Genomic DNA, 18,036 nt, shown 5'->3' with positions numbered 1-18,036 from the left:
GTTCCCGATTAGGAAACCTCCCGCAATCCGCATCGATCCGAAAACAGGGCTCGTTTCACTTCTTCCTTTATGCGGTAACTTAGTAACGGTATAATGGAATCAGAACGCGAGTTCTCCATTTTTCCCGTTCAGGCAGGAATCCGGCATCCCGCTTGGGTCCATTGTCAAGAGGAGGATACGCTTCGGTGCCTCCCGTGCACGCTGAGGCAAGTCCTGCAAAAGGGAATAAGTTCAAGAGAAAACGGCAATGTCTAGATGAAAAAACGCATTGGAGGAGGAGTTTGGATTGAAATCGGTAGCAGTATTTTGCGGTTCGAGCAAAGGCGCGTCGGAAGTCTATGTGGAAGGCGCGAAGCAGCTTGGCAAAGAATTGGCGCGTCGCGGCATTACGCTCGTTTACGGCGGTTCGAGCATCGGCGTGATGGGGGCCGTGGCGGATTCCGTATTGGCCGAAGGCGGACAGGTCATCGGGGTCATGCCCGGCTTTTTGGATAAACGGGAAATTTCCCACAAACATCTCACGGAGCTGATCATCGTCGATTCCATGCATGAAAGGAAGGCCAAAATGGCCGAGCTTTCCGAGGGTTTCATGACCCTTCCGGGCGGACCGGGTACGATGGAGGAGTTTTTCGAAATCTTCACGTGGGCCCAGCTCGGACTGCACCGCAAGCCGCTTGGGTTTCTGAATATCAACCATTATTACGATCCTCTGCTGGAGTTTTTCAAACATATGGCAAACGAGCAGTTTCTACAGGAAAAATATTTATCCATGGCGCTTGTCGACACGGACCCGGGCCGGCTGCTCGATCAATTCGGGTCCTATGAGCCGCCTGCCGTCAAAACCTTCCTCAAACCGGATCAAACGTAACAATGGATAGAGAGAAAAAACAGACCGGAGGCTTGAAACGCCCGGTCTGTTTTTTTGTTTTGCGCTATTTTTGAATCGTAAGGCTAAAAGGCTTCTTGATCAGCTGACCGGGGTATTGTTCGACTTCAAAGGTCAACGGCTGCGGGTAGGACTTGCCGGCAATGTCGAAATAATACTCATCCAAGCCGCTGTCCGCATTCTTTTTCCATCCTTCGTGAAGTACCTCGCTGTTGTTCATTAGAACGTGTTTGTTCCCTTTTCCATCCGTAAATTCAGGTTTTATTTTCAAAAACTGGCCGATGCGCGAATCCATGCTTTGGAACCCCGACGTAATCCGGATCCGTTCACTTGACGTTTCGATGGAAGCCAGCTTGAGCCTGTCGTCCGGCGCCTGTATCAGCTTAAATTGATTCGTGTCGATCACGAGCTTCATTTCTCCCTCAAAAGCCGTTTCGATCCATGACCCTCGCAGCTCGAGCGGGTCCCCCTTCACATAGTCCGGAGCATAAAAACCAAATATTCGCTTGCCGGGTTCCGTTTCTACGGCCATCGCCAGCGGGAGCACGTTTCCGCGGTCGTTTTTCGTCCGAAGCTCCCAATCCAAAAAACGGGCGAATTTTTGCATCCCGGATGCATCCGAAGCTAGGCTTAAGTTTATGCGTTCCGGAACTTGAACCATGTTTTCAAGCTTGATTTTGACGCCTTCAAAATCAAACATGTGATTTACGGGCACCGTTCGTTCGAGCACCGCAAGCTTGGAGGCATCCACCGGAATCTTCACTTCCAGAAATTTTCGCGTTGCCGGAAACTCGCCGTTGTCCCATTCGCCCGAAAAATAAAACTCATCCGGGAGCTTTCCGCCTCCCGTTAGATCAAAGATCAGCATATCGCGATAGCTGCCGTTGTCATAATAACCCGTCCTCTCATTCGTGTCCCGAACGAATTGCTTGTAAGGAAGCTTATCGTAGACGGTCGTATACAGCCCGGGATTCACCGGTTTGATCCGTTCCCCGTTATCGCTTTTGGAAGTATAAAACAAAACCAGATGTTTCCGGTCGGTCATGATCCCGTCCACCGTAACATGAAACCCGTCATAGGATGCGGCCCTGCCCACCGGCTGATATTTTCCCTGATCCAACGCCTCGCGCAGCATCCCTCTTTTGCCGACCTCCCATTCCACATAAGACGGGATTCGCTGATCGGCTGCCGTTTGCAACTCTTTGAGGCCGCCTCCAAAACGCATGTCCGGCACATAAACGGCGGCTGCCACGATAAGCAATAACGCCGCCGCGCAGGACACAGCCGTTCTGCCGATTCTCCGCCGGGTCCTCGCCTGGCCGCCCCGCAGCATGCCGCTTCGAACCGCGCTTTCCAGCCGTTCCTCCGAAATTCTCCGTTCGGCAATGTGCGCCGGCTCGAAATACTGCTCCAGCAGCCGCTCCTCATTTGCCATGGTATAATTCGCCTCCCGCGCTCATTTTCCCCCGCAGTTGCTTTAAGCCTTGGTGAAGCCACGTTTTTACGGTCCCCTCCGGTTTGTCCAGCACTTTCGCGATTTCGGCAAGCGTCATGTCCTGATAATATTTGAGCGTCAGCACATGCCGGTATTTCGGGCGCAGCCGCTGCATCGCCTGATGCAGGTCGAGCCTGCTGTCGCTGATCATTTCGGCCGCGCGTTCTTCCCTCTCCACGTTTAAAGGAAGCAGCCGCTTCCTCCGCTTCTGTTCATCGATGCAGCAGCGGATCAAAATCCGGATCAGCCATGCCTGGAACGCCGAAGGGTCCTTCAGCTTGCCGTAGTTCATCCAGGCTCTGCACACCGCTTCCTGCACCGCCTCAAGCGCATCGGCCTCATGACCCAAATAGCTGTATGCGATGCCGTACAGCTTTCTCTTTACTCCGGATACCTGGGCGTAAAACGTCTCCTCATTTCCTTGGCTGGCAGCGGCGGAACGTTTCGGGTCCACCATAAACGTTGCCCCTTTCCTGCATTTTCACCGGCCGGTGAAGTTCATCGACGGATCGGGCTTGCCGGAATCGATGAAGGATTTTGCAAATTCCATACTTATAAGACAGCGACGAAACGCAAACGGTTTTATTTTTTTCGGCGTTGCCGGCGTTGGCCAAGACGAAGCAGCAAAAAAGCAGCCCCCCGCTTCGGAAGCTGCCTGTTTTATAGCCATGTTTTGACGTTACACCGGGTCCGCGGTGCCGGCCTCGACGATTTGGCGTTTGACGTCCTTCATCGTAATTCCGTCCAAATAACGCTCCAGCGCCGATTCCCCGCCGCTGTATATTTGATCCATAACCCCCTGGATATTGGACGCGACCTCGCAAGGAAGCTCCTCGCCGCCGGAACACCATCCCGGCTTCAAGGAACCTCGGGCAAGCAGGCGATACAAGTCTCCCAGCGTCGCGTTTTCCGTTTCCGGATTCAGCAGATATCCTCCGCCGACGCCCTCCTTTGTCGCCACGTACCCATGCTTGCGCAGCAGGCCGAGCACTTTGCGGATGCGGGCGGGATGCGTGCAGACGCTTTTGGCGATTTCCTCGCTGTTAGCCATATGTTCCTCTTTTACGCTAAGAAGGGTTAAACAATGGACGGCAATGTTAAACTCACTATTCATTTTTGCTCCTCCTTATACTGTAATTATATGGTTAACAGTTGCTGATGTCAACCTGGGTCGGCCGTTTCTCCAAGCTTTCCCGAGGACTTTCTCACGTATCGTGTACCGTTACATTTCTAGTGTATCTTCGCGCTGAAAAGATAAACCCCATCCTTGTGATTTTATCTTGTTTCGGGTTTGCGTTACAATAGGGATACCGGAAAACGACTTCCGCGAATTTCGGACAAGGAGCTGACACCCGGCCATGATCCATTACATTCGTTTACGTTAATGAGAGGTGCAGGTTTAAATCAGCCCGGCCGCTTTTTTTTGAAGCCTGAGCCGAGGTTTATTTAACTGCGCCTTTTTCATTTGACCCGGGATTTGCAAAATCCCGAACCAAACGAATGAATGGGGTGTATTTGCGTTGTCCAAAAAAGAACATATGTTATCGCTGGCTGGCCTGCTGGCCCGCCACGTATCCCTTTTCCGCTGCCCGGTCTGCGGCATGGCCATGAACTTGGCGAACGAACGCAGCCTGTCGTGTACGTCGGGCCATCTGTTCGATCTCTCCCGCGACGGGTACGTTCACTTGATGCCGAACGCGAAGCCGGGCAAATACGATAAAGAGCTGTTTGCGGCGCGCAAGCTGATCAACGGCAGCGGGTATTTTAACAAGTTGCTGGAAGAGCTGTTTGCCGTCATAGCGGAACATTTCGGGCCGGAACCAACTGCCCCGATGGCCGTCCTGGATGCCGGATGCGGCGAAGGATCGCATTTGTCCGCTCTTCAAGCCCAACTTGAATCTCGTCTGCATCGGGACGTCATCGCGGTCGGGGCGGATCTGTCCAAACCGGGCGTCAGGACCGCGGCCAAAGGAAACCCCCGCGCCCTCTGGTGCGTGGCCGATTTGGCCCGCTGCCCGTTTCAAGACGAAAGCTTTGGCGTCATCACGAACATATTGTCCCCCTCCAACTACGGGGAATTCCGAAGGCTGCTCGCCAACGGCGGCATGCTGGCCAAAGTGGTCCCGGGACCGGAATATTTGCGGGAACTCCGGCAATTTCTGTACGGCCGCCAGGTCCGGCGGGACAAGGATCCGGAACGTACGGCCGCTTTGTTCGCCGAACATTTTCCGGATATGAAAGAGCGGCGCGTTCGATACGAAACGCTGCTCGACCCGCGGCATTTGGAGGCGATGCTCCGGATGACGCCGCTGTCCTGGCATGCGCCCGAGGAACGGGTTCGTCGGCTGCTCGCCCAAAGCTCCTTTAGGATGACGTTCGATTTCTATATTTTATGGGGCAAACATTTCATAAAGTGAATATTTCGGAACATCTTTTCCGCTAAAAAAAGCGTACCTCATTTCCAGCATCAAGCTGGAGGAGGTACGCTTTTTCGATTTGTCGTATAGTCTTCCTGCCGTTTCCCCGTTTTTTGGCGCGGTGCTCAATCCGGTATTTCCATGATATCAGTAGGCCGGCGGAGCCGCGTTTTCCAGGCCGGGGATCGACTTGCCCTTCGGCAGCTCAAAGGACCATTCCACGTTGTCGTACCATTTGTCGGTGACGGTGCGGATGAGCGTCGCCTTCTCCGGCAGCTTGCCCATTCCGTTCACGATAAAACCGGGATCCCCCGCGGCCTCGTTTAATACACCCCATCCAACCGATCCTCTGTACGTCACAGGGTATTCCTTCCCGTCCGAATCCTTCACGATCCATTCGTCATGGTTGAACATATTGCGGAATTTCCCATCCATCCGGATCAGGCTTACGGTCGGACCCGTACCCTTCTGCTGATTGGGATCGCGGTCGACCCAAAAATCGCTCAGCGTCAGTTCGTCCCCCTGATCCTTGAAAACAACCGGATGTCGTTTCAGCTCGTTTGGAACGAGCTCCACCGAACCGCTGCTGCGGACCGGAATGGAGTATCCGTCCAACACGAAACGCAGCTTCTGGCTGTCGTATGGCAGGTACCGGAACGTAAAGGTCCAGTGGCGCTTGCCTCCGCGCAGCTCGCTGTTCTGCGAGATGATCGTTTCCATATGCGGGGCCCTTAGATTGTTTACGCTCGATATGTCTTCCCCCTGCTCGTTTTCAAAATGGAACATGAGCTGCTGGTCGGCTTCAAGCCCGCCCGGTGAACGTTTGGCCGCTTCGCGGCTCAAAGACGTGCTTAACTCGAGCCGCACCCCGCTAGGCGTGCGAACCAGCTTTTCCATTTGGATCAGCATGCCGTCAGGCGTCGTATATTTTTCATGCAGCGGCGTCGTGATGTTCATCGCGTTGGCTTTTTGCATGTCCAGTTTGAACCGGAAATCCCAGTTTCCCTCGACGACCCTCTCGGTATAAGGAATTTGCAGCCGATCGACGTGCGCTTCCACGATCAGCGCATCCATCGGAATCTCCTTTACGAAAACAAACGTCAATTTATCGACCGTGTCCGAGCCTTCGATCCGCCGCAGCTCCGCCACCTCGTTTCCGTTAAGGTCCGTGATGCGGAGATCATTCCAATCAATCGCATAAACGAGGGCTTTCCCTTGCGGGTCCGTCACCTTTACACCCATCACGAGCCTCGTGGCATCGGCAACCACCTCGTCGATTTCGAGGGTATAACCTTTATCCTTCACCTCTACATGGGGATTTTGCACAATGCCGAGCTTGCGCGCATCGAGCATCCCGCTGTCCGTCGTCTCTTTCGAAAAAATGGACCTGACCCAATCGGCGATCGACGTCTGAGCATACAAGGTAAAGGTGCCGGTGACGATCAAAAGCAGCGCGACCCACAGCGCGCTTTTTTTGATAATGCGGCCAGTCCTGCGAGTCCGTTTGAAGGGGATCAAAAGCAGCTGCTCTCCGGACTCGTTCTCGATCTCGACGTCGGCCAGGGAAGCCATCACCCGCTCCGTAAATCCGTCAGGCAAAGCCGCCTGAAAAAGCAGCTCCCCCCAAGCCTTTTCCTCCTCCTCCGCCAGCCGCAGCAGCGATTGGCATTCAGGGCATGTTTGCGCATGGAGACGCGTTTCTTCATCCACACTATTTCCAGACCGAATGGACTCTTTGATCTGCGACAGCTTCGAGCATCTCATGTTTGATCCCCTCCTTATCCTTGACGAGTTTGCATAAGGACTTTTTGGCCCGGTGAAGCCGGTTCCGCACCTGATTCACTTTAATGCCGGCAATCCCGGCAATTTCTTCATAACTCAGCTCGTTCGTATATCTCAAAAGCAGCACAATGCGGTATTTCTCGGGCAGCCGTTCGATGAGCTCCCGCACTTCCCCGCCGGTTTCCTTGCGCAGATAGGCCAGCTCAGGCGTTTCGGCATGGTGCCTCCCCTGGCTGAGCAAACTGTCATCCGCCGGCGTGTCTTTTTTTTTCCGGTTTGCGTCCCTCATCACGTTCACGGCGATGGTGTACAGCCAGGAGGCAAAGCTGGAGTCCTCCCTGAAGCTCGCCAGCTTGCGGTAAGCTTTCAGAAAAGCTTCCTGCGTATAATCCTGGGCGTCCTGCGGACCGGCCCCCATGCCCAGAAGCAAACCGTATATTTTGTTTTTATGTGTATCCACCAGCTGCGCGAAGCTGTCCTTATGGCCGGCCAGCACTTGTTTGACAAGCGCAGCGTCCCGTGACGGGTCTATCATAAAGATCCTCCCCTGCTCTCTCTACCTCTGACCTTTCATATATGATGTAGACGAACGAAGCAGGCGTTTCCTCTCGCTTTTTCGAAAAATATTCCCGTAAAAGCGGAGCATTGGCTTCGAAGCCGAATGAGCGCTTTGCGGGGACAACGGAAACTTTCCCATCTCTTCAAAAAAAGGAGCCCTTCAAAATGAAGGGCTCAAAATCAGATTAGACATATGAAAGGGTTTACAAAACCATTATAGTATGAAACTGTCTTTTTGGAAACGCTTTTTTCAAAAGAAGGCGGCTTCTGCAACATGCGGGTAAAAAATACGATTGCAAAAACTAATGTGATTAGTTATAATGCTAACAAGATTAGTTTAGTGTATGGGAGGATGATTGTTTATGAAAAAAACAACGGTTCATCAAGTTACCCAGCTTTCCTTTATGCCCCGCCTGTTCCCCGTCAATGTGTATCTTGTCGAAGAAGAGGACGGCTTGACCTTAATCGACGCAGGCATGCCGTTCAGCCTGAAGGGGATTTTAAAAGCGGCGAAGTCGCTCGGCAAACCGATAACCCGCATCCTTCTCACCCATGCCCATGGAGATCATGTTGGTGCTTTGGACGGACTGAAGGAGGCCGTTCCAAGCGCTGAAGTGTATATATCGCGCCGGGATCAGGCCCTTTTGGCCGGCAGTCGCGCCCTTGAGGATGGGGAGCCGCAAATGCCGATCAAAGGCGACGTCCCGAAAAACATACGCACGAAACCGGATCGCCTCCTGACGGACGGAGAACGGATCGGCTCGCTTCTGGCCATCGCCACTCCCGGACACACGCCCGGCCAAATGGCATTCCTCGATACCCGGAGCAACGTCCTGATCGCGGGCGACGCTTTCCAGCTCCGGGGCGGCATGGCGGTATCCGGCGATATGCGGCCGCTTTTCCCTTTTCCCGCGATGGCGACCTGGAATAAAGAAGCGGCCCTTGCCAGCGCCCGCCGCCTGGCCGATTTGAAGCCGTCCTGGCTGGCCGTCGGCCACGGCCGGATGCTCGAGCGGCCTGCAGAAGCGATAAACGAAGCGATTCGTCGCGCCGAAGCCGCTTTTCGGGAGGTGAAATAAGATGGCCAAAATGGGCCTTGACCGCCACACCCTTCTTGTCGCCGCCGCCGAGCTCGCCGATGAATCCGGCCTGGACTCGTTGACGCTGGCGGCGCTGGCGCAAAAGCTGAAGGTGCGCTCCCCTTCCCTTTATAACCATGTGAACGGCCTTCCCGATTTGCGGGCGGCGCTGACCGTCTACTGCATCCGCCTTCTCGTCGAGACGACGCGGGATGCGGTCATCGGCAAAACGGGGGACGAAGCCGTCCAAAACCTGTGCAAAGCGTACCTTGGTTTCGCCCGTTCCCGCCCCGGCTTGTACGAAGCCTTTTATAAGGTAAATACGCAGCATGAAGAACTCGAATCGGTGAAACAGGAACTGCTGAACCTCTTTTTGCGGATCATGGAGCCCTACGGGCTCGGGGAAAAAGAAACGCTGCACGCCATCCGCGGGCTGCGCAGCCTTTTGCACGGATTTGCGTCGCTCGAGCAGCATGGCGGTTTCCAAATGGACCTGCAAGTGGATGAAAGCGTGGCTTACGTTTTGCAGGCGTTTCTGCGTGGACTGCGCGCGGATAGAGGCGGATCATAAGTGATAAATGTCATACGATGGTCAAGTTTACTTCTTGCCTGGCGTGATATAATATAGTTATACGTGATTAATTATATCTTTACGCAGAGAGGAGTCTTGAACTTGGCTCATATTAGTCCCTCGTATCTTCAAATCGGATCTACCGTGGGGGCTCTGGTTATGGCGCTTCTGGTCATTTTCGTCCGTTTGAAGGCCAGCAATAGACCTGTAACGATAAAAAAAATCATCATCCCGCCGCTGGGCATGGCAACAGGCTTCCTGATGTTCGTGGCGCCGCAAGTCCGGGTTCCATGGCTTTGGGCTTTGGCCGCCTTTCTCGTCGGCTGGTTTTTATTTTCATATCCGCTCATTCGCAGCACCAAATTCGAAGTTTCGGAAGGACAGGTGTTTGCCAGACGTTCCAAAAGCTTCGTCGTCATTTTGTTCGCCCTGCTGATCGTTCGGACCGTCCTTCACCAGGTCATTGACGAATACGTTTCGATACCGCAATCCGGCGCGCTCTTTTTCCTGCTGGCGTTCGGCATGATCCTCCGCTGGAGGGTGTTTATGCTGAAGCAGTACCGCTCCATTGAAGCGTCAGGCGAACTAAACGGCAATCCGGTGCCGGAGAGCTCTACCCCACCGAACGCCCAATCATAACCGCATATGCATAGAAATATAGAAGTACCGCCTTTTTGCGTGATCGCCGCACAAGGCGGTTTTTTCATGCTTTAAGCAGCTTTTTTGCTTGCATCTTGCGGCGTTCAAGGGTATATTGCTGTATGGAAATGCAGAACCTAAGGCAGAAAGACGGAAAGCGTGGCAACATTTTCATCAAGGTGCAGTTTGTTGAATTTGTCACAATTTGCGCACAAAAATGGAGGAAAACAGAGAGATTGGGACCAAGAAGACGTATACTTGTGTAAAACTTCACAATTTGTGCTTAACGCTTGAAATGCCTCATTATCCTTTTGGTGAACATTATGTTAACATAGGTAATGATGAGTTAGATTGCGGCCTTTTTCACTTGGGGAAGGTCTGTTGCTTCTAGACCCCTCTGCCCAAAAAGGGTCTATTAGCCCTTTTTAAAATAAAATTAAGCACTGCTGCTTACGCAAAGGAGAAATGGACATGTCGGAAACAATTACTGATGCAAAGACTGAACAAGCGAATGCGCCTGTCAGCCAAAATCAACAGGATTTGCTCGACCAGCTGCTCAAGCCCGAGGTTCAGGAATCTTTGACCACTCTGGTCAACCATCTTCCAAAGCTGACTGAGCTTGTGAATGTATTGACAAAGTCTTACGATTTCGCTCAAGCCGTGGCTACGGACAAAACGCTTAAAAGCGATACGGTCGGCGCCATTCAGGAAATGGCAACCCCGGTTATCAAATCGGTGAAATCCGTTGCCGCAAACGTGATCGAAGCAAAAGACCGCGCAGAAAGCAGTCAAGAAGTGATCGGTCTTTTTGGCCTGCTCAAATTGCTGAAAGATCCGCAAGCGCAAAAGCTGTTCCGTTTCGTGAACGCTTATCTCCAAGTCTCTGCTGAAAACGCGAAAGAACAAAAATAATCCACTTTAATATTTAGGTAAGGACGGAGGAAAAACTATGTCAAAACATATTGTCATTTTGGGTGCGGGATATGGCGGACTCCTCTCCGCGCTGACCGTTCGTAAATATATGAACAAAGACCAAGCGCGCGTGACCGTGGTGAACCAATATCCGACTCACCAAATCATTACCGAGCTTCACCGTCTGGCTGCAGGCAGCATCGAAGAAAAAGCGATCGCCATGCCGCTCGACAAACTGTTCAAAGGCAAAGACATCGATGTGAAAATCGCCAAAGTCGAGTCTTTCTCCGTAGACAGCAAAGAAGTTAAACTTTCGGACGGTTCCAAGCTGAGCTATGACGCGCTTGTTGTCGGCCTTGGCAGCATCACCGCTTACTTCGGCATTCCTGGACTCGACAAATACAGCATGGTGCTTAAATCCGCTGACGATGCCAACCGCATTCACCGCCATATCGAAGAGCGCATCCAAGCTTACTCCCAGACAAAAGATCCGGCTGACGCAACGATCCTCATCGGCGGCGGCGGCTTGACCGGTGTCGAGCTCGTGGGCGAAATCGCCGACATCTTGCCGAACCTGACCAAAAAATACGGCATTGACCGCAGCGAGATCAAATTGATGCTCGTCGAAGCTGGCCCTAAAATTTTGCCTGTGCTTCCCGACCATCTGATCGAACGCGCGACAAAAAGCCTGGAAGACCGCGGCGTAACGTTCTTGACCGGACTGCCTGTAACGAACGTGGAAGGCAACGTGGTCGACCTGAAAGACGGCCAAAAAATCGTCACCAACACCTTCGTATGGACCGGCGGCGTGCAAGGCAATCCGCTTGTCGGCGAATCCGGCCTGGAAGTCAACCGCGGACGCGCAACCGTCAACGAATTCCTGCAATCCACGTCCCATAAAGACGTATTCGTTGCCGGCGACAGCGCCGTATACTTCGACGAAACCGGACGTCCTTACCCTCCAACCGCGCAAATCGCATGGCAAATGGGCGAGCTGATCGGCTACAACCTGTATGCGTTCCTGAACGACAAAGCATTCGAAAAGTTTGCTCCGGTAAACTCCGGTACGCTGGCTAGCCTTGGCCGCAAAGACGCGGTAGCAACGATCGGCGAAAACAACATTTCGCTGAAAGGTCTGCCTGCGACGCTGATGAAGGAAGCAAGTAACATCCGTTACCTTTCCCACATCAAAGCTTTGTACACGTTGGCTTATTAATATATGAACGGAAGACTGCCGCTTTAAACGGCACAACAGGGCATCCCGCACGGTCCGACGACCGGGGAGGCCCTGTTTTTTTATCCATTTTCAGCGCGCCTATGTCCCGCCGCAAAATTCGATCTTGTCCGCGTGTTCTTGGACGTCCCTCTTCTCTATATCCTAAAAAGGGAAAAGATTTATGGCAAATGCAAGGAGGACGGCATGCGGAAGCTTGCGGCGGCGCAGCCTGCGGAATTTCAAGTTTGGGTTTTCACCCGCGCGGATCTGGCGAGGTTCATCATCATCGATATTGTATTCAGCTCGGCGCTTTATGCCGGTTTAAGACGGGTCAACGGGCATGACACGATTGCGATTCTCGGAAGCTCCGTTGGGACGCATTTGTGCAAATATTTGCAAAACCGCGGCTTCTTGCCCAAATTGCGGCCCGGAAAACCCGTCCGGCAGCTGCCCTGGCGCCTGACACCGGACTAGAAACAAAATAACTCGGCCGATTATGAGATTTTTATCACAATCTCGTGTACAATATTCATTGAAGGAGCGAATGAAACATGAAACGCAAAAGAAGAAGAGTTGCTATCGTAGGCTCAGGCATGGTCGGATCCAGCTGCGCTTACGCCATGATTAACCAATCCATCTGCGACGAAATCATGATGATCGACCGCACGTACGACCGGGCGCTGGCCCAGGCGCTGGACTTGTCGCATTGCATCGATTTTACCCATACGCGGACGACCGTGTATGCCGGAACCTATGCGGATTGCGCCGATGTCGATGTCGTTATTCTGACCGCGGGAGCCAATCCGAAACCGGGACAAAACCGGATGGACGTCTTGGCCGACGCCGCCGAAATTACGCGGCAGATCGTCACGCCGATCGTCGAGAGCGGATTTCAAGGGATTTTCATTACGGCCGCCAATCCGGTGGATATCGTTACGTATATGATATGGAAGCTTACCGGCTTTCCGCGCCACCGCGTGATCGGCACAGGCACGTCCATCGACTCGTCACGGCTCAAAACGCTGCTGTCCGACGTTTTTTCCATCGATCCGCGCAGCGTCAGCGGGTATGCCCTGGGCGAACACGGCGAATCGCAATTCGTGGCATGGTCTCATGTCACCATCGGCGGCAAGCCGATCCTCGACATTTTAGAGCAGCATCCGGAGCGGTTTAAGCATGTCGATCTGCATGACATCGCGCGCAAAACGAAAGACGCCGGATGGGAAATTTTCACGCGCAAGGGCTCGACCCATTTCGGGATCGGCAGCGCCATCGCCCATATTACCCGTTCCGTGCTGAACGATGAACATAAAATTATCGCCGTATCGGCCATCCTCGACGGGGAGTACGGGCAACACGGCGTATGCGCCGGGGTTCCGGCCATCATTAGCAGCGACGGCATTCAGGAATTGCTCGAGCTGAAGCTGAGCGAAGACGAGCGGCAGCTTTTTGGCGATTCCTGCGATTTGATCCGCCGCAATTTGGAAGGGCTCAACATGGAGCCAATCCGATAACCGAGCCCACATCTTTTTCCGAAATAAGGTATAATGGAATCGATATCCAATTGAATCGGGGTGGGTCAAATTGATGATGCTCGCCGCTGTTCTTGCCGTTTTGCTGATGTGCGGATTTTATTTTGCTGTAGTCTATTTCGGATTAAGATTGTTGTTTAAAAAGGTTCTTCATCGCACCTTGGACCCGATGGTACTTTTCGCAGTCTTGATTATTTTATTGTCCTGTTTAGGCATCGGACAGCGGATTTGGTACAATCATCCATGGGATGCGGGTAAGCTGCTGATGCCGCTGTCCGCCATGGTTGTGGTTCTGCTTCGCAAAATGCGCGCACGAAAATAAAACGATTTAAAAAGGAGCATTTTCCCCGCCTTCCGGCAGATAAACATCTTGTCCGGATCGGCTGGGGCAAAGGCTCCTTTTTTCATTCGCGGGTTTCGATCACTTTGAATCCGGCCATGCTACGTCATCCCTTCTTCGGGAAGGTTCGGCGAATCTGCAGCCGGATGTTCCGGATGTTCATAACGCGCGATGAATTACCGCTCCTCAAGTCCGCTCATATCCGGCGGTACGCGATGTTTGGTCGCCTGTTCGTACCCATAAGCAATCTTGATCAGCGTCGGCTCGCTGAACGCGGCCCCGACAAACGTGATGCCCACCGGCCCTTTGGTAATGTAACCTCCCGGTGCGATGACGCCATCTTGCGCGTAACCTCCCGGCACCGTAATCGCCGGATACCCCGCTCTGGCCGCGATATCATCCCCATCATCGCAACCAAGGAACAATAGCGCGTCAAGATTGTAGGTTTCGAGCGCGTAATCGATCCCCTGCGACTGCGACATCTCCTTATTGTACCGAAGCGTATCCAAATATTCCGGTTCGGATAGCGTCCCGCTTGTCGCTTCGCATTTCTCCAGCAGGTCCTGCCCGTATTTCAGGCACCGGTCGGCATGCTCGTTGTTGAACGCGATCACTTCGGCCAACGTATGTACGGGGATGCTTTCAGGAAGCTGCGCGAGATAGTCGTTGACGCCCTTTTTGAACTCGTAAACCAAGACGTTTCCGTTCCAGGACGCATCCTGACAAGGCAGCTCCACCGGATCGACGATCGTTGCTCCTTCGCTGCGCAGCGCTTCGATCGCCGCTTCGAGAATCGCCGTCCGGTCCTGATCCAGCTCTCGGAAATAAAATCTCGGAATGCCGATACGCGCCTGCTTGATGAAAGAGGCGTCTAGAAACGGGGTATAATCCGTTAAAAAACGGCCGTCGCCGGCGCGTGTTGCCGCATCGCGCTCATCCAACCCGGTCATGGCCCCCAGCACGATCGCCGCATCGGCAACGGACCGGGCCATCGGTCCGGCCGTATCCTGGGTATGCGTAATCGGGATGATGCCCGAACGGCTGACCAGCCCGACCGTCGGCTTGATGCCGACCAGCATATGTTGGCTGGCCGGGCTGATGATCGACCCGGACGTTTCCGTGCCGATGGCCGCGGCGGCCAGATTCGCCGCCACGGCGGCGCCCGAGCCGGAGCTGGAGCCGCCGACGAACAGCTCGCCCGGGCCGTATGGATTAAGGCACAGTCCCCGGCGGCTGCTGTATCCGGCCCACATGTCGCTCGCCATAAAATTGGCCCATTCCGTCATGTTCGCCTTCCCGAGGAATACGGCCCCTGCCTCCCGCAGCCGGGCTGCGACGAATGAATCCTGTGCCGCCACGTGCTCCGCCAGAGCAAGCGTACCTGCGCTCGTATGCATTGCGTCACAGGTGTCGATATTGTCTTTCAGGAGCAGGGGTATGCCATGCAGCGGCCCGCGGCTCCCTTTTTCATAACGTTCGTCATCGAGCGCCCTTGCGATGTTTACCGCTTCCGGATTCACTTCAATGATGGATTTCAGCTTGCCGTCGTACCGCTCAATCCGTTTCAGATAGGCTTTGACGATTTCCTCGGAGGTGGTTTCGCCCGATTCCATGGCAGCCTGCATGCCGCGGATATCCAGCTCCACGATCCAATCTTCGCTATTTCGTGTTTTTTCCATTTGTCCTCACTCCAGGTTTGACGTTAGAGGCAGCCGCATCGTTTCAGGCCGTGGCATATTTCTCCATATGCTGCCTGTACAGCTTCCATTCCCCTTGTTCCTTGCAGAATACTTCCATGGCCAACACGCTCGCGACTTGTTTGCCGTGCAGGCTGAAGTTCACGATGGCCGATAGGATCAATTCATTTTCTGTACGCATGTTCCTTGCGAGGTCGCTGTACTCCCAATGAGGTTCCTTGCCCTCATACATGGCCAGCGTCTCAAGGTTGTCCGTTTTATGATGTTCGGATCGGTAAACCTCGTAATCCCGATCCGGGTAATAACCAAAATAACCGATAAAGTCATCCGATATCCATACATTCACCTCTTCCGCGGTCCCTTCATTGATAACTCTGCGGTACGCTTCGACCGCAGCAATGGCTTCATCTAACATGAAAAACCCACTCCCTATGCTAATTGGCGCTGACCTTTCAGATTTGGCCTGTATTTTGCATAACTCCCCGTCTCAAAGCGCCCCCAAATATTCGGGCGTAATCGCCTCTTCCACAATTTCGCCGTCGGCGACTTCAACCCCGTATACCCTGGCCTCCCGGCGCGAGTTGACGACTCGGTGAATTTTGCCGCCGATATAATGAATGCCCGCCCCATCGCTTACGCCAACGCCTGCGCCGATCCGGCCGCTGCGCAGCAGCTCGTGATAACCCCGCCTGTACTCCGGCTCCGAATCATAATGCGGACTGTGGCTGCCGGGTATGAGGCCCAATCCTTGGACAACTTTCGCCTGCCCGGCATCATCGCAGTTGACTCCCTCTTCGTACCAGCACATCGAGCCTGCGCTAAGTCCGGCCAAAACGACGCCCTGCTCCCATGCCTTGTGAAGGATGCGGTCCAAACCGTGCTCCCGCCAGGTTTCCAGCATCCGCATGGTGTCGCCCCCGCCCACATAAAGGATGTCCTTTTCCAAGACGTAATCCTCCAAATCAGCCGTAGGAGGCCGGGATAATGCGAGATGGGAAGCAGTGCAGTCGAACGCCGAAAAAGCTTTATAAAACCCTGCAATATATCCTTCCGCGTCCCCGCTGGCCGTCGGGACAAAGCACACTTTTGGCGTACGGGCTGCAGACTGCTGCAAAATATATTGATCGAGCAGCGGATTATCCGGCTCCATAGAAAAGCCGCCGCCGCCCAGCGCGATCACCTGTCTCATGGAATTCCCTTCTTTCTGCAGGTAACGATCAAAAAAGCTAGTTATTCCAAAATTCTTTCATCCATCATAACAGCACCCCGATCCGCGCCGCCACCTAAAAATTGGCTTAAATCGTTGTTTCCGGCGTGAATTGGCATTATGATCAAGAGAACCGATCCTTGAGGAGGGACAATCGCCATGATTCAATATCAGGATCATATTCGCGATATGACCGAAGCTTCGCTTGCAGAAGGTTTTTTCGACGGGTGGCCGAATCCGCCTTCTTATAGCGTTTTTATGCAAATTCTTAAAAATGCGACCCACGTCATCTTGGCCAAGGACGATCAGTCGGGGCAGGTGGTCGGCTTCATTACCGCTTTATCCGACCGGGTGCTGACAGCCTACATTCCTTTGCTGGAAGTGGTGCCCGCCTATCAGAAACGGGGGATCGGAAAAGAGCTGACCCGAAGAATGCTGGATAAGCTGAAAGGCATCTATATGGTCGATTTGTTGTGCGATCCGGATCTTCAGGATTTTTACGAGCAGCTTGGCATGAGAAAAGCCCAGGGCATGCTGATTCGCAACTACGAGCATCAGTCCGGCAGCCCGGAGCCGCAATAAACTTGAAAGAACCCGCTGGCTGTGAAAGCCGGCGGGTTCTTTTCCCATGCATGTTATCCTGCAAGATTGACGAGATTTTTTTCAACCGCATATATAAAATAACCGTGGTTCCACTGCTTGACGGTCACGATGCAGCGCCGCCGCCCCTTTTCAAAAAAATAACCCGACCCATTCTGTTCGGCATAATTCCAGCCTTCCTTGTTCATGCGTTCTTTTAGAAGCTCGGCCGGATGGTTTACGTTCGTAAGGTACTTTACGGTCCCATTTTGGCCTTGACCCATCAAGACCACGGCTTTGTTGCTTGAATGCAGCGTGTACATAAGCTTAATATTGTCGAACCCGATATTTTGGACATATAGACCAGCGACGATCACGCCAAAAACAATGACGCCTACCCCGCTCCATAACGCGTTCCTCCATGCTTTTTTCACACGCCTTCCTCCCCGGCCGTTCCGGCTAAATATATATATCCATCGAAAGCTATCCCTGCTTCCCATCCTTTTCCAGCGCTTCCTGAAGCACCTGTCCGACCAATTCATGATCGTTTACGACATAACCAAACTCCTCCGGTTCAACCCAAATCCGCGACAAACACTCATGCTCACGGTTAAACGACAGCCGCTCGGTCACGTCCATCCGGTAAAACAGCTGATAGCCGATCATCGGGTATTTTCCGTTCGGGTCAAACGACTCATTTTCTTCGTGACTGATCTCCATTTTGCCGAGGTACGCGATGATTCCTTTAACGCTGCCTTCTTCCAGCGCTTCCCGATGAAAAGCCTCCTCCGGCGTCTCTCCCGGCTCCACATGTCCTCCCGGCACGTTGTAGCCCCTACCTTGTACATGTACGGCAAGGACAAGCCCCTGATGCAGGCAAATGCCGTGCACGCTTGTCACCAGCGCGGGATCGGGCCGTTCGTCTCCGGGGATCCAGGTTAACTTTATTCTTTGGCCGTTCCAATCTGCGTATATGGTTTGATTCATGCTGCGTACTTCCTTTCAAGAAAAAAATAGCGGGACTATGCCCCCTCCGACGCGCTTTTGCTTCGGATCTACCTATGTCGTTTTGCTGATGGATGATGTCTGCAAATAAAAATCGCCCGCCAAACTTGCTTCCACAAGC

General features: G+C 53.3%; 21 protein-coding genes. 11 read left to right on the top strand and 10 right to left on the bottom strand.

Translation table 11 applies throughout. The features are described from left to right. Window positions 1–286: 286 nt before the first annotated feature. Window positions 287–868 (top strand): LOG family protein, encoded by a 582-nt coding sequence (locus RJP21_RS02080; protein WP_310857898.1) that lies wholly within the window; start codon window positions 287–289, stop codon window positions 866–868. Between the two features lie 64 nt (window positions 869–932). On the opposite strand, the gene RJP21_RS02075 is transcribed toward RJP21_RS02080, so the two are convergent. The 3 genes from RJP21_RS02075 to RJP21_RS02065 all read right to left on the bottom strand — a co-directional run bounded on the left by RJP21_RS02075 (window position 933) and on the right by RJP21_RS02065 (window position 3,495). Next, window positions 933–2,321: a DUF4179 domain-containing protein gene (locus tag RJP21_RS02075; protein WP_310857897.1), complete on the bottom strand. Its 1,389-nt coding sequence runs from the start codon at window positions 2,319–2,321 to the stop codon at window positions 933–935. Then, a complete protein-coding gene (locus tag RJP21_RS02070; protein WP_310857896.1) occupies window positions 2,311–2,838 on the bottom strand; it encodes a sigma-70 family RNA polymerase sigma factor in 528 nt (175 codons plus the stop codon). Before RJP21_RS02070 ends, RJP21_RS02075 begins: the two co-directional genes overlap by 11 nt. 222 nt (window positions 2,839–3,060) lie before the next feature. Then, complete coding sequence (locus tag RJP21_RS02065; RefSeq protein ID WP_310857895.1) at window positions 3,061–3,495, bottom strand: Rrf2 family transcriptional regulator; 435 nt, start codon at window positions 3,493–3,495, stop codon at window positions 3,061–3,063. 406 nt (window positions 3,496–3,901) lie between these two features. On the opposite strand from RJP21_RS02065, the gene RJP21_RS02060 reads away from it, so the two are divergent. Continuing rightward, a complete protein-coding gene (locus tag RJP21_RS02060; protein WP_310857894.1) occupies window positions 3,902–4,798 on the top strand; it encodes a putative RNA methyltransferase in 897 nt (298 codons plus the stop codon). 147 nt (window positions 4,799–4,945) lie between these two features. On the opposite strand, the gene RJP21_RS02055 is transcribed toward RJP21_RS02060, so the two are convergent. Both RJP21_RS02055 and RJP21_RS02050 read right to left on the bottom strand, forming a co-directional pair. Further along, a complete protein-coding gene (locus RJP21_RS02055; protein ID WP_310857893.1) occupies window positions 4,946–6,562 on the bottom strand; it encodes a DUF4179 domain-containing protein in 1,617 nt (538 codons plus the stop codon). Further along, on the bottom strand, window positions 6,510–7,115 hold the full coding sequence (locus tag RJP21_RS02050) for an RNA polymerase sigma factor (RefSeq protein ID WP_310857892.1): 606 nt from the start codon (window positions 7,113–7,115) through the stop codon (window positions 6,510–6,512). Before RJP21_RS02050 ends, RJP21_RS02055 begins: the two co-directional genes overlap by 53 nt. A 385-nt stretch (window positions 7,116–7,500) precedes the next feature. Here RJP21_RS02050 and RJP21_RS02045 point away from each other — a divergent pair, with 385 nt between their 5' ends. The 8 genes from RJP21_RS02045 to RJP21_RS02010 all read left to right on the top strand — a co-directional run bounded on the left by RJP21_RS02045 (window position 7,501) and on the right by RJP21_RS02010 (window position 13,409). Then, the gene (locus RJP21_RS02045) at window positions 7,501–8,217 is read left to right on the top strand and encodes an MBL fold metallo-hydrolase (RefSeq protein WP_310857891.1); all 717 of its coding nucleotides are present in this window, start codon (window positions 7,501–7,503) and stop codon (window positions 8,215–8,217) included. Between the two features lies 1 nt (window position 8,218). Beyond that, entirely contained in the window at window positions 8,219–8,788 is a 570-nt protein-coding gene (locus RJP21_RS02040; protein ID WP_310857890.1) for a TetR/AcrR family transcriptional regulator, read from the top strand. 102 nt (window positions 8,789–8,890) lie between these two features. Then, window positions 8,891–9,427, top strand: a complete 537-nt coding sequence (locus RJP21_RS02035; protein WP_310857889.1) for a CcdC family protein — start codon at window positions 8,891–8,893, stop codon at window positions 9,425–9,427. A gap of 471 nt (window positions 9,428–9,898) precedes the next feature. Continuing rightward, window positions 9,899–10,339: a DUF1641 domain-containing protein gene (locus RJP21_RS02030; protein ID WP_160039049.1), complete on the top strand. Its 441-nt coding sequence runs from the start codon at window positions 9,899–9,901 to the stop codon at window positions 10,337–10,339. 37 nt (window positions 10,340–10,376) lie between these two features. Then, a complete protein-coding gene (locus RJP21_RS02025; protein ID WP_160039051.1) occupies window positions 10,377–11,555 on the top strand; it encodes an NAD(P)/FAD-dependent oxidoreductase in 1,179 nt (392 codons plus the stop codon). Window positions 11,556–11,759: 204 nt separating this feature from the next. After that, window positions 11,760–12,029: a hypothetical protein gene (locus tag RJP21_RS02020; protein WP_310857888.1), complete on the top strand. Its 270-nt coding sequence runs from the start codon at window positions 11,760–11,762 to the stop codon at window positions 12,027–12,029. Between the two features lie 77 nt (window positions 12,030–12,106). Beyond that, window positions 12,107–13,069 (top strand): L-lactate dehydrogenase, encoded by a 963-nt coding sequence (locus RJP21_RS02015; RefSeq protein WP_160039055.1) that lies wholly within the window; start codon window positions 12,107–12,109, stop codon window positions 13,067–13,069. Between the two features lie 73 nt (window positions 13,070–13,142). Beyond that, entirely contained in the window at window positions 13,143–13,409 is a 267-nt protein-coding gene (locus tag RJP21_RS02010; protein ID WP_310857887.1) for a hypothetical protein, read from the top strand. A gap of 194 nt (window positions 13,410–13,603) precedes the next feature. Here RJP21_RS02010 and RJP21_RS02005 read toward each other — a convergent pair whose 3' ends face one another. The 3 genes from RJP21_RS02005 to RJP21_RS01995 form a co-directional block, all read right to left on the bottom strand. Continuing rightward, complete coding sequence (locus tag RJP21_RS02005) at window positions 13,604–15,106, bottom strand: amidase family protein (protein WP_310857886.1); 1,503 nt, start codon at window positions 15,104–15,106, stop codon at window positions 13,604–13,606. A 43-nt stretch (window positions 15,107–15,149) separates the two neighbouring features. Then, a complete protein-coding gene (locus tag RJP21_RS02000; protein ID WP_310857885.1) occupies window positions 15,150–15,539 on the bottom strand; it encodes a DUF4440 domain-containing protein in 390 nt (129 codons plus the stop codon). A gap of 72 nt (window positions 15,540–15,611) precedes the next feature. Further along, a complete protein-coding gene (locus RJP21_RS01995; RefSeq protein ID WP_310857884.1) occupies window positions 15,612–16,313 on the bottom strand; it encodes a Type 1 glutamine amidotransferase-like domain-containing protein in 702 nt (233 codons plus the stop codon). A 177-nt stretch (window positions 16,314–16,490) separates the two neighbouring features. On the opposite strand from RJP21_RS01995, the gene RJP21_RS01990 reads away from it, so the two are divergent. Continuing rightward, window positions 16,491–16,913 (top strand): GNAT family N-acetyltransferase, encoded by a 423-nt coding sequence (locus tag RJP21_RS01990; RefSeq protein WP_310857883.1) that lies wholly within the window; start codon window positions 16,491–16,493, stop codon window positions 16,911–16,913. Between the two features lie 53 nt (window positions 16,914–16,966). Here RJP21_RS01990 and RJP21_RS01985 read toward each other — a convergent pair whose 3' ends face one another. Together RJP21_RS01985 and RJP21_RS01980 are read right to left on the bottom strand one after the other, a co-directional pair. After that, a complete protein-coding gene (locus tag RJP21_RS01985) occupies window positions 16,967–17,344 on the bottom strand; it encodes a hypothetical protein (RefSeq protein ID WP_310857882.1) in 378 nt (125 codons plus the stop codon). A 49-nt stretch (window positions 17,345–17,393) separates the two neighbouring features. Then, window positions 17,394–17,897, bottom strand: a complete 504-nt coding sequence (locus tag RJP21_RS01980; protein WP_310857881.1) for an NUDIX domain-containing protein — start codon at window positions 17,895–17,897, stop codon at window positions 17,394–17,396. Window positions 17,898–18,036: the final 139 nt, after the last annotated feature.

Source organism: Paenibacillus sp. VCA1 (assembly GCF_031583795.1).
Lineage (GTDB): Bacteria > Bacillota > Bacilli > Paenibacillales > Paenibacillaceae > Paenibacillus_AQ > Paenibacillus_AQ albilobatus.
The sequence above is the reverse complement of the archived record's forward strand: the minus strand, read 5'-3'. Positions and strand labels throughout refer to the sequence as shown.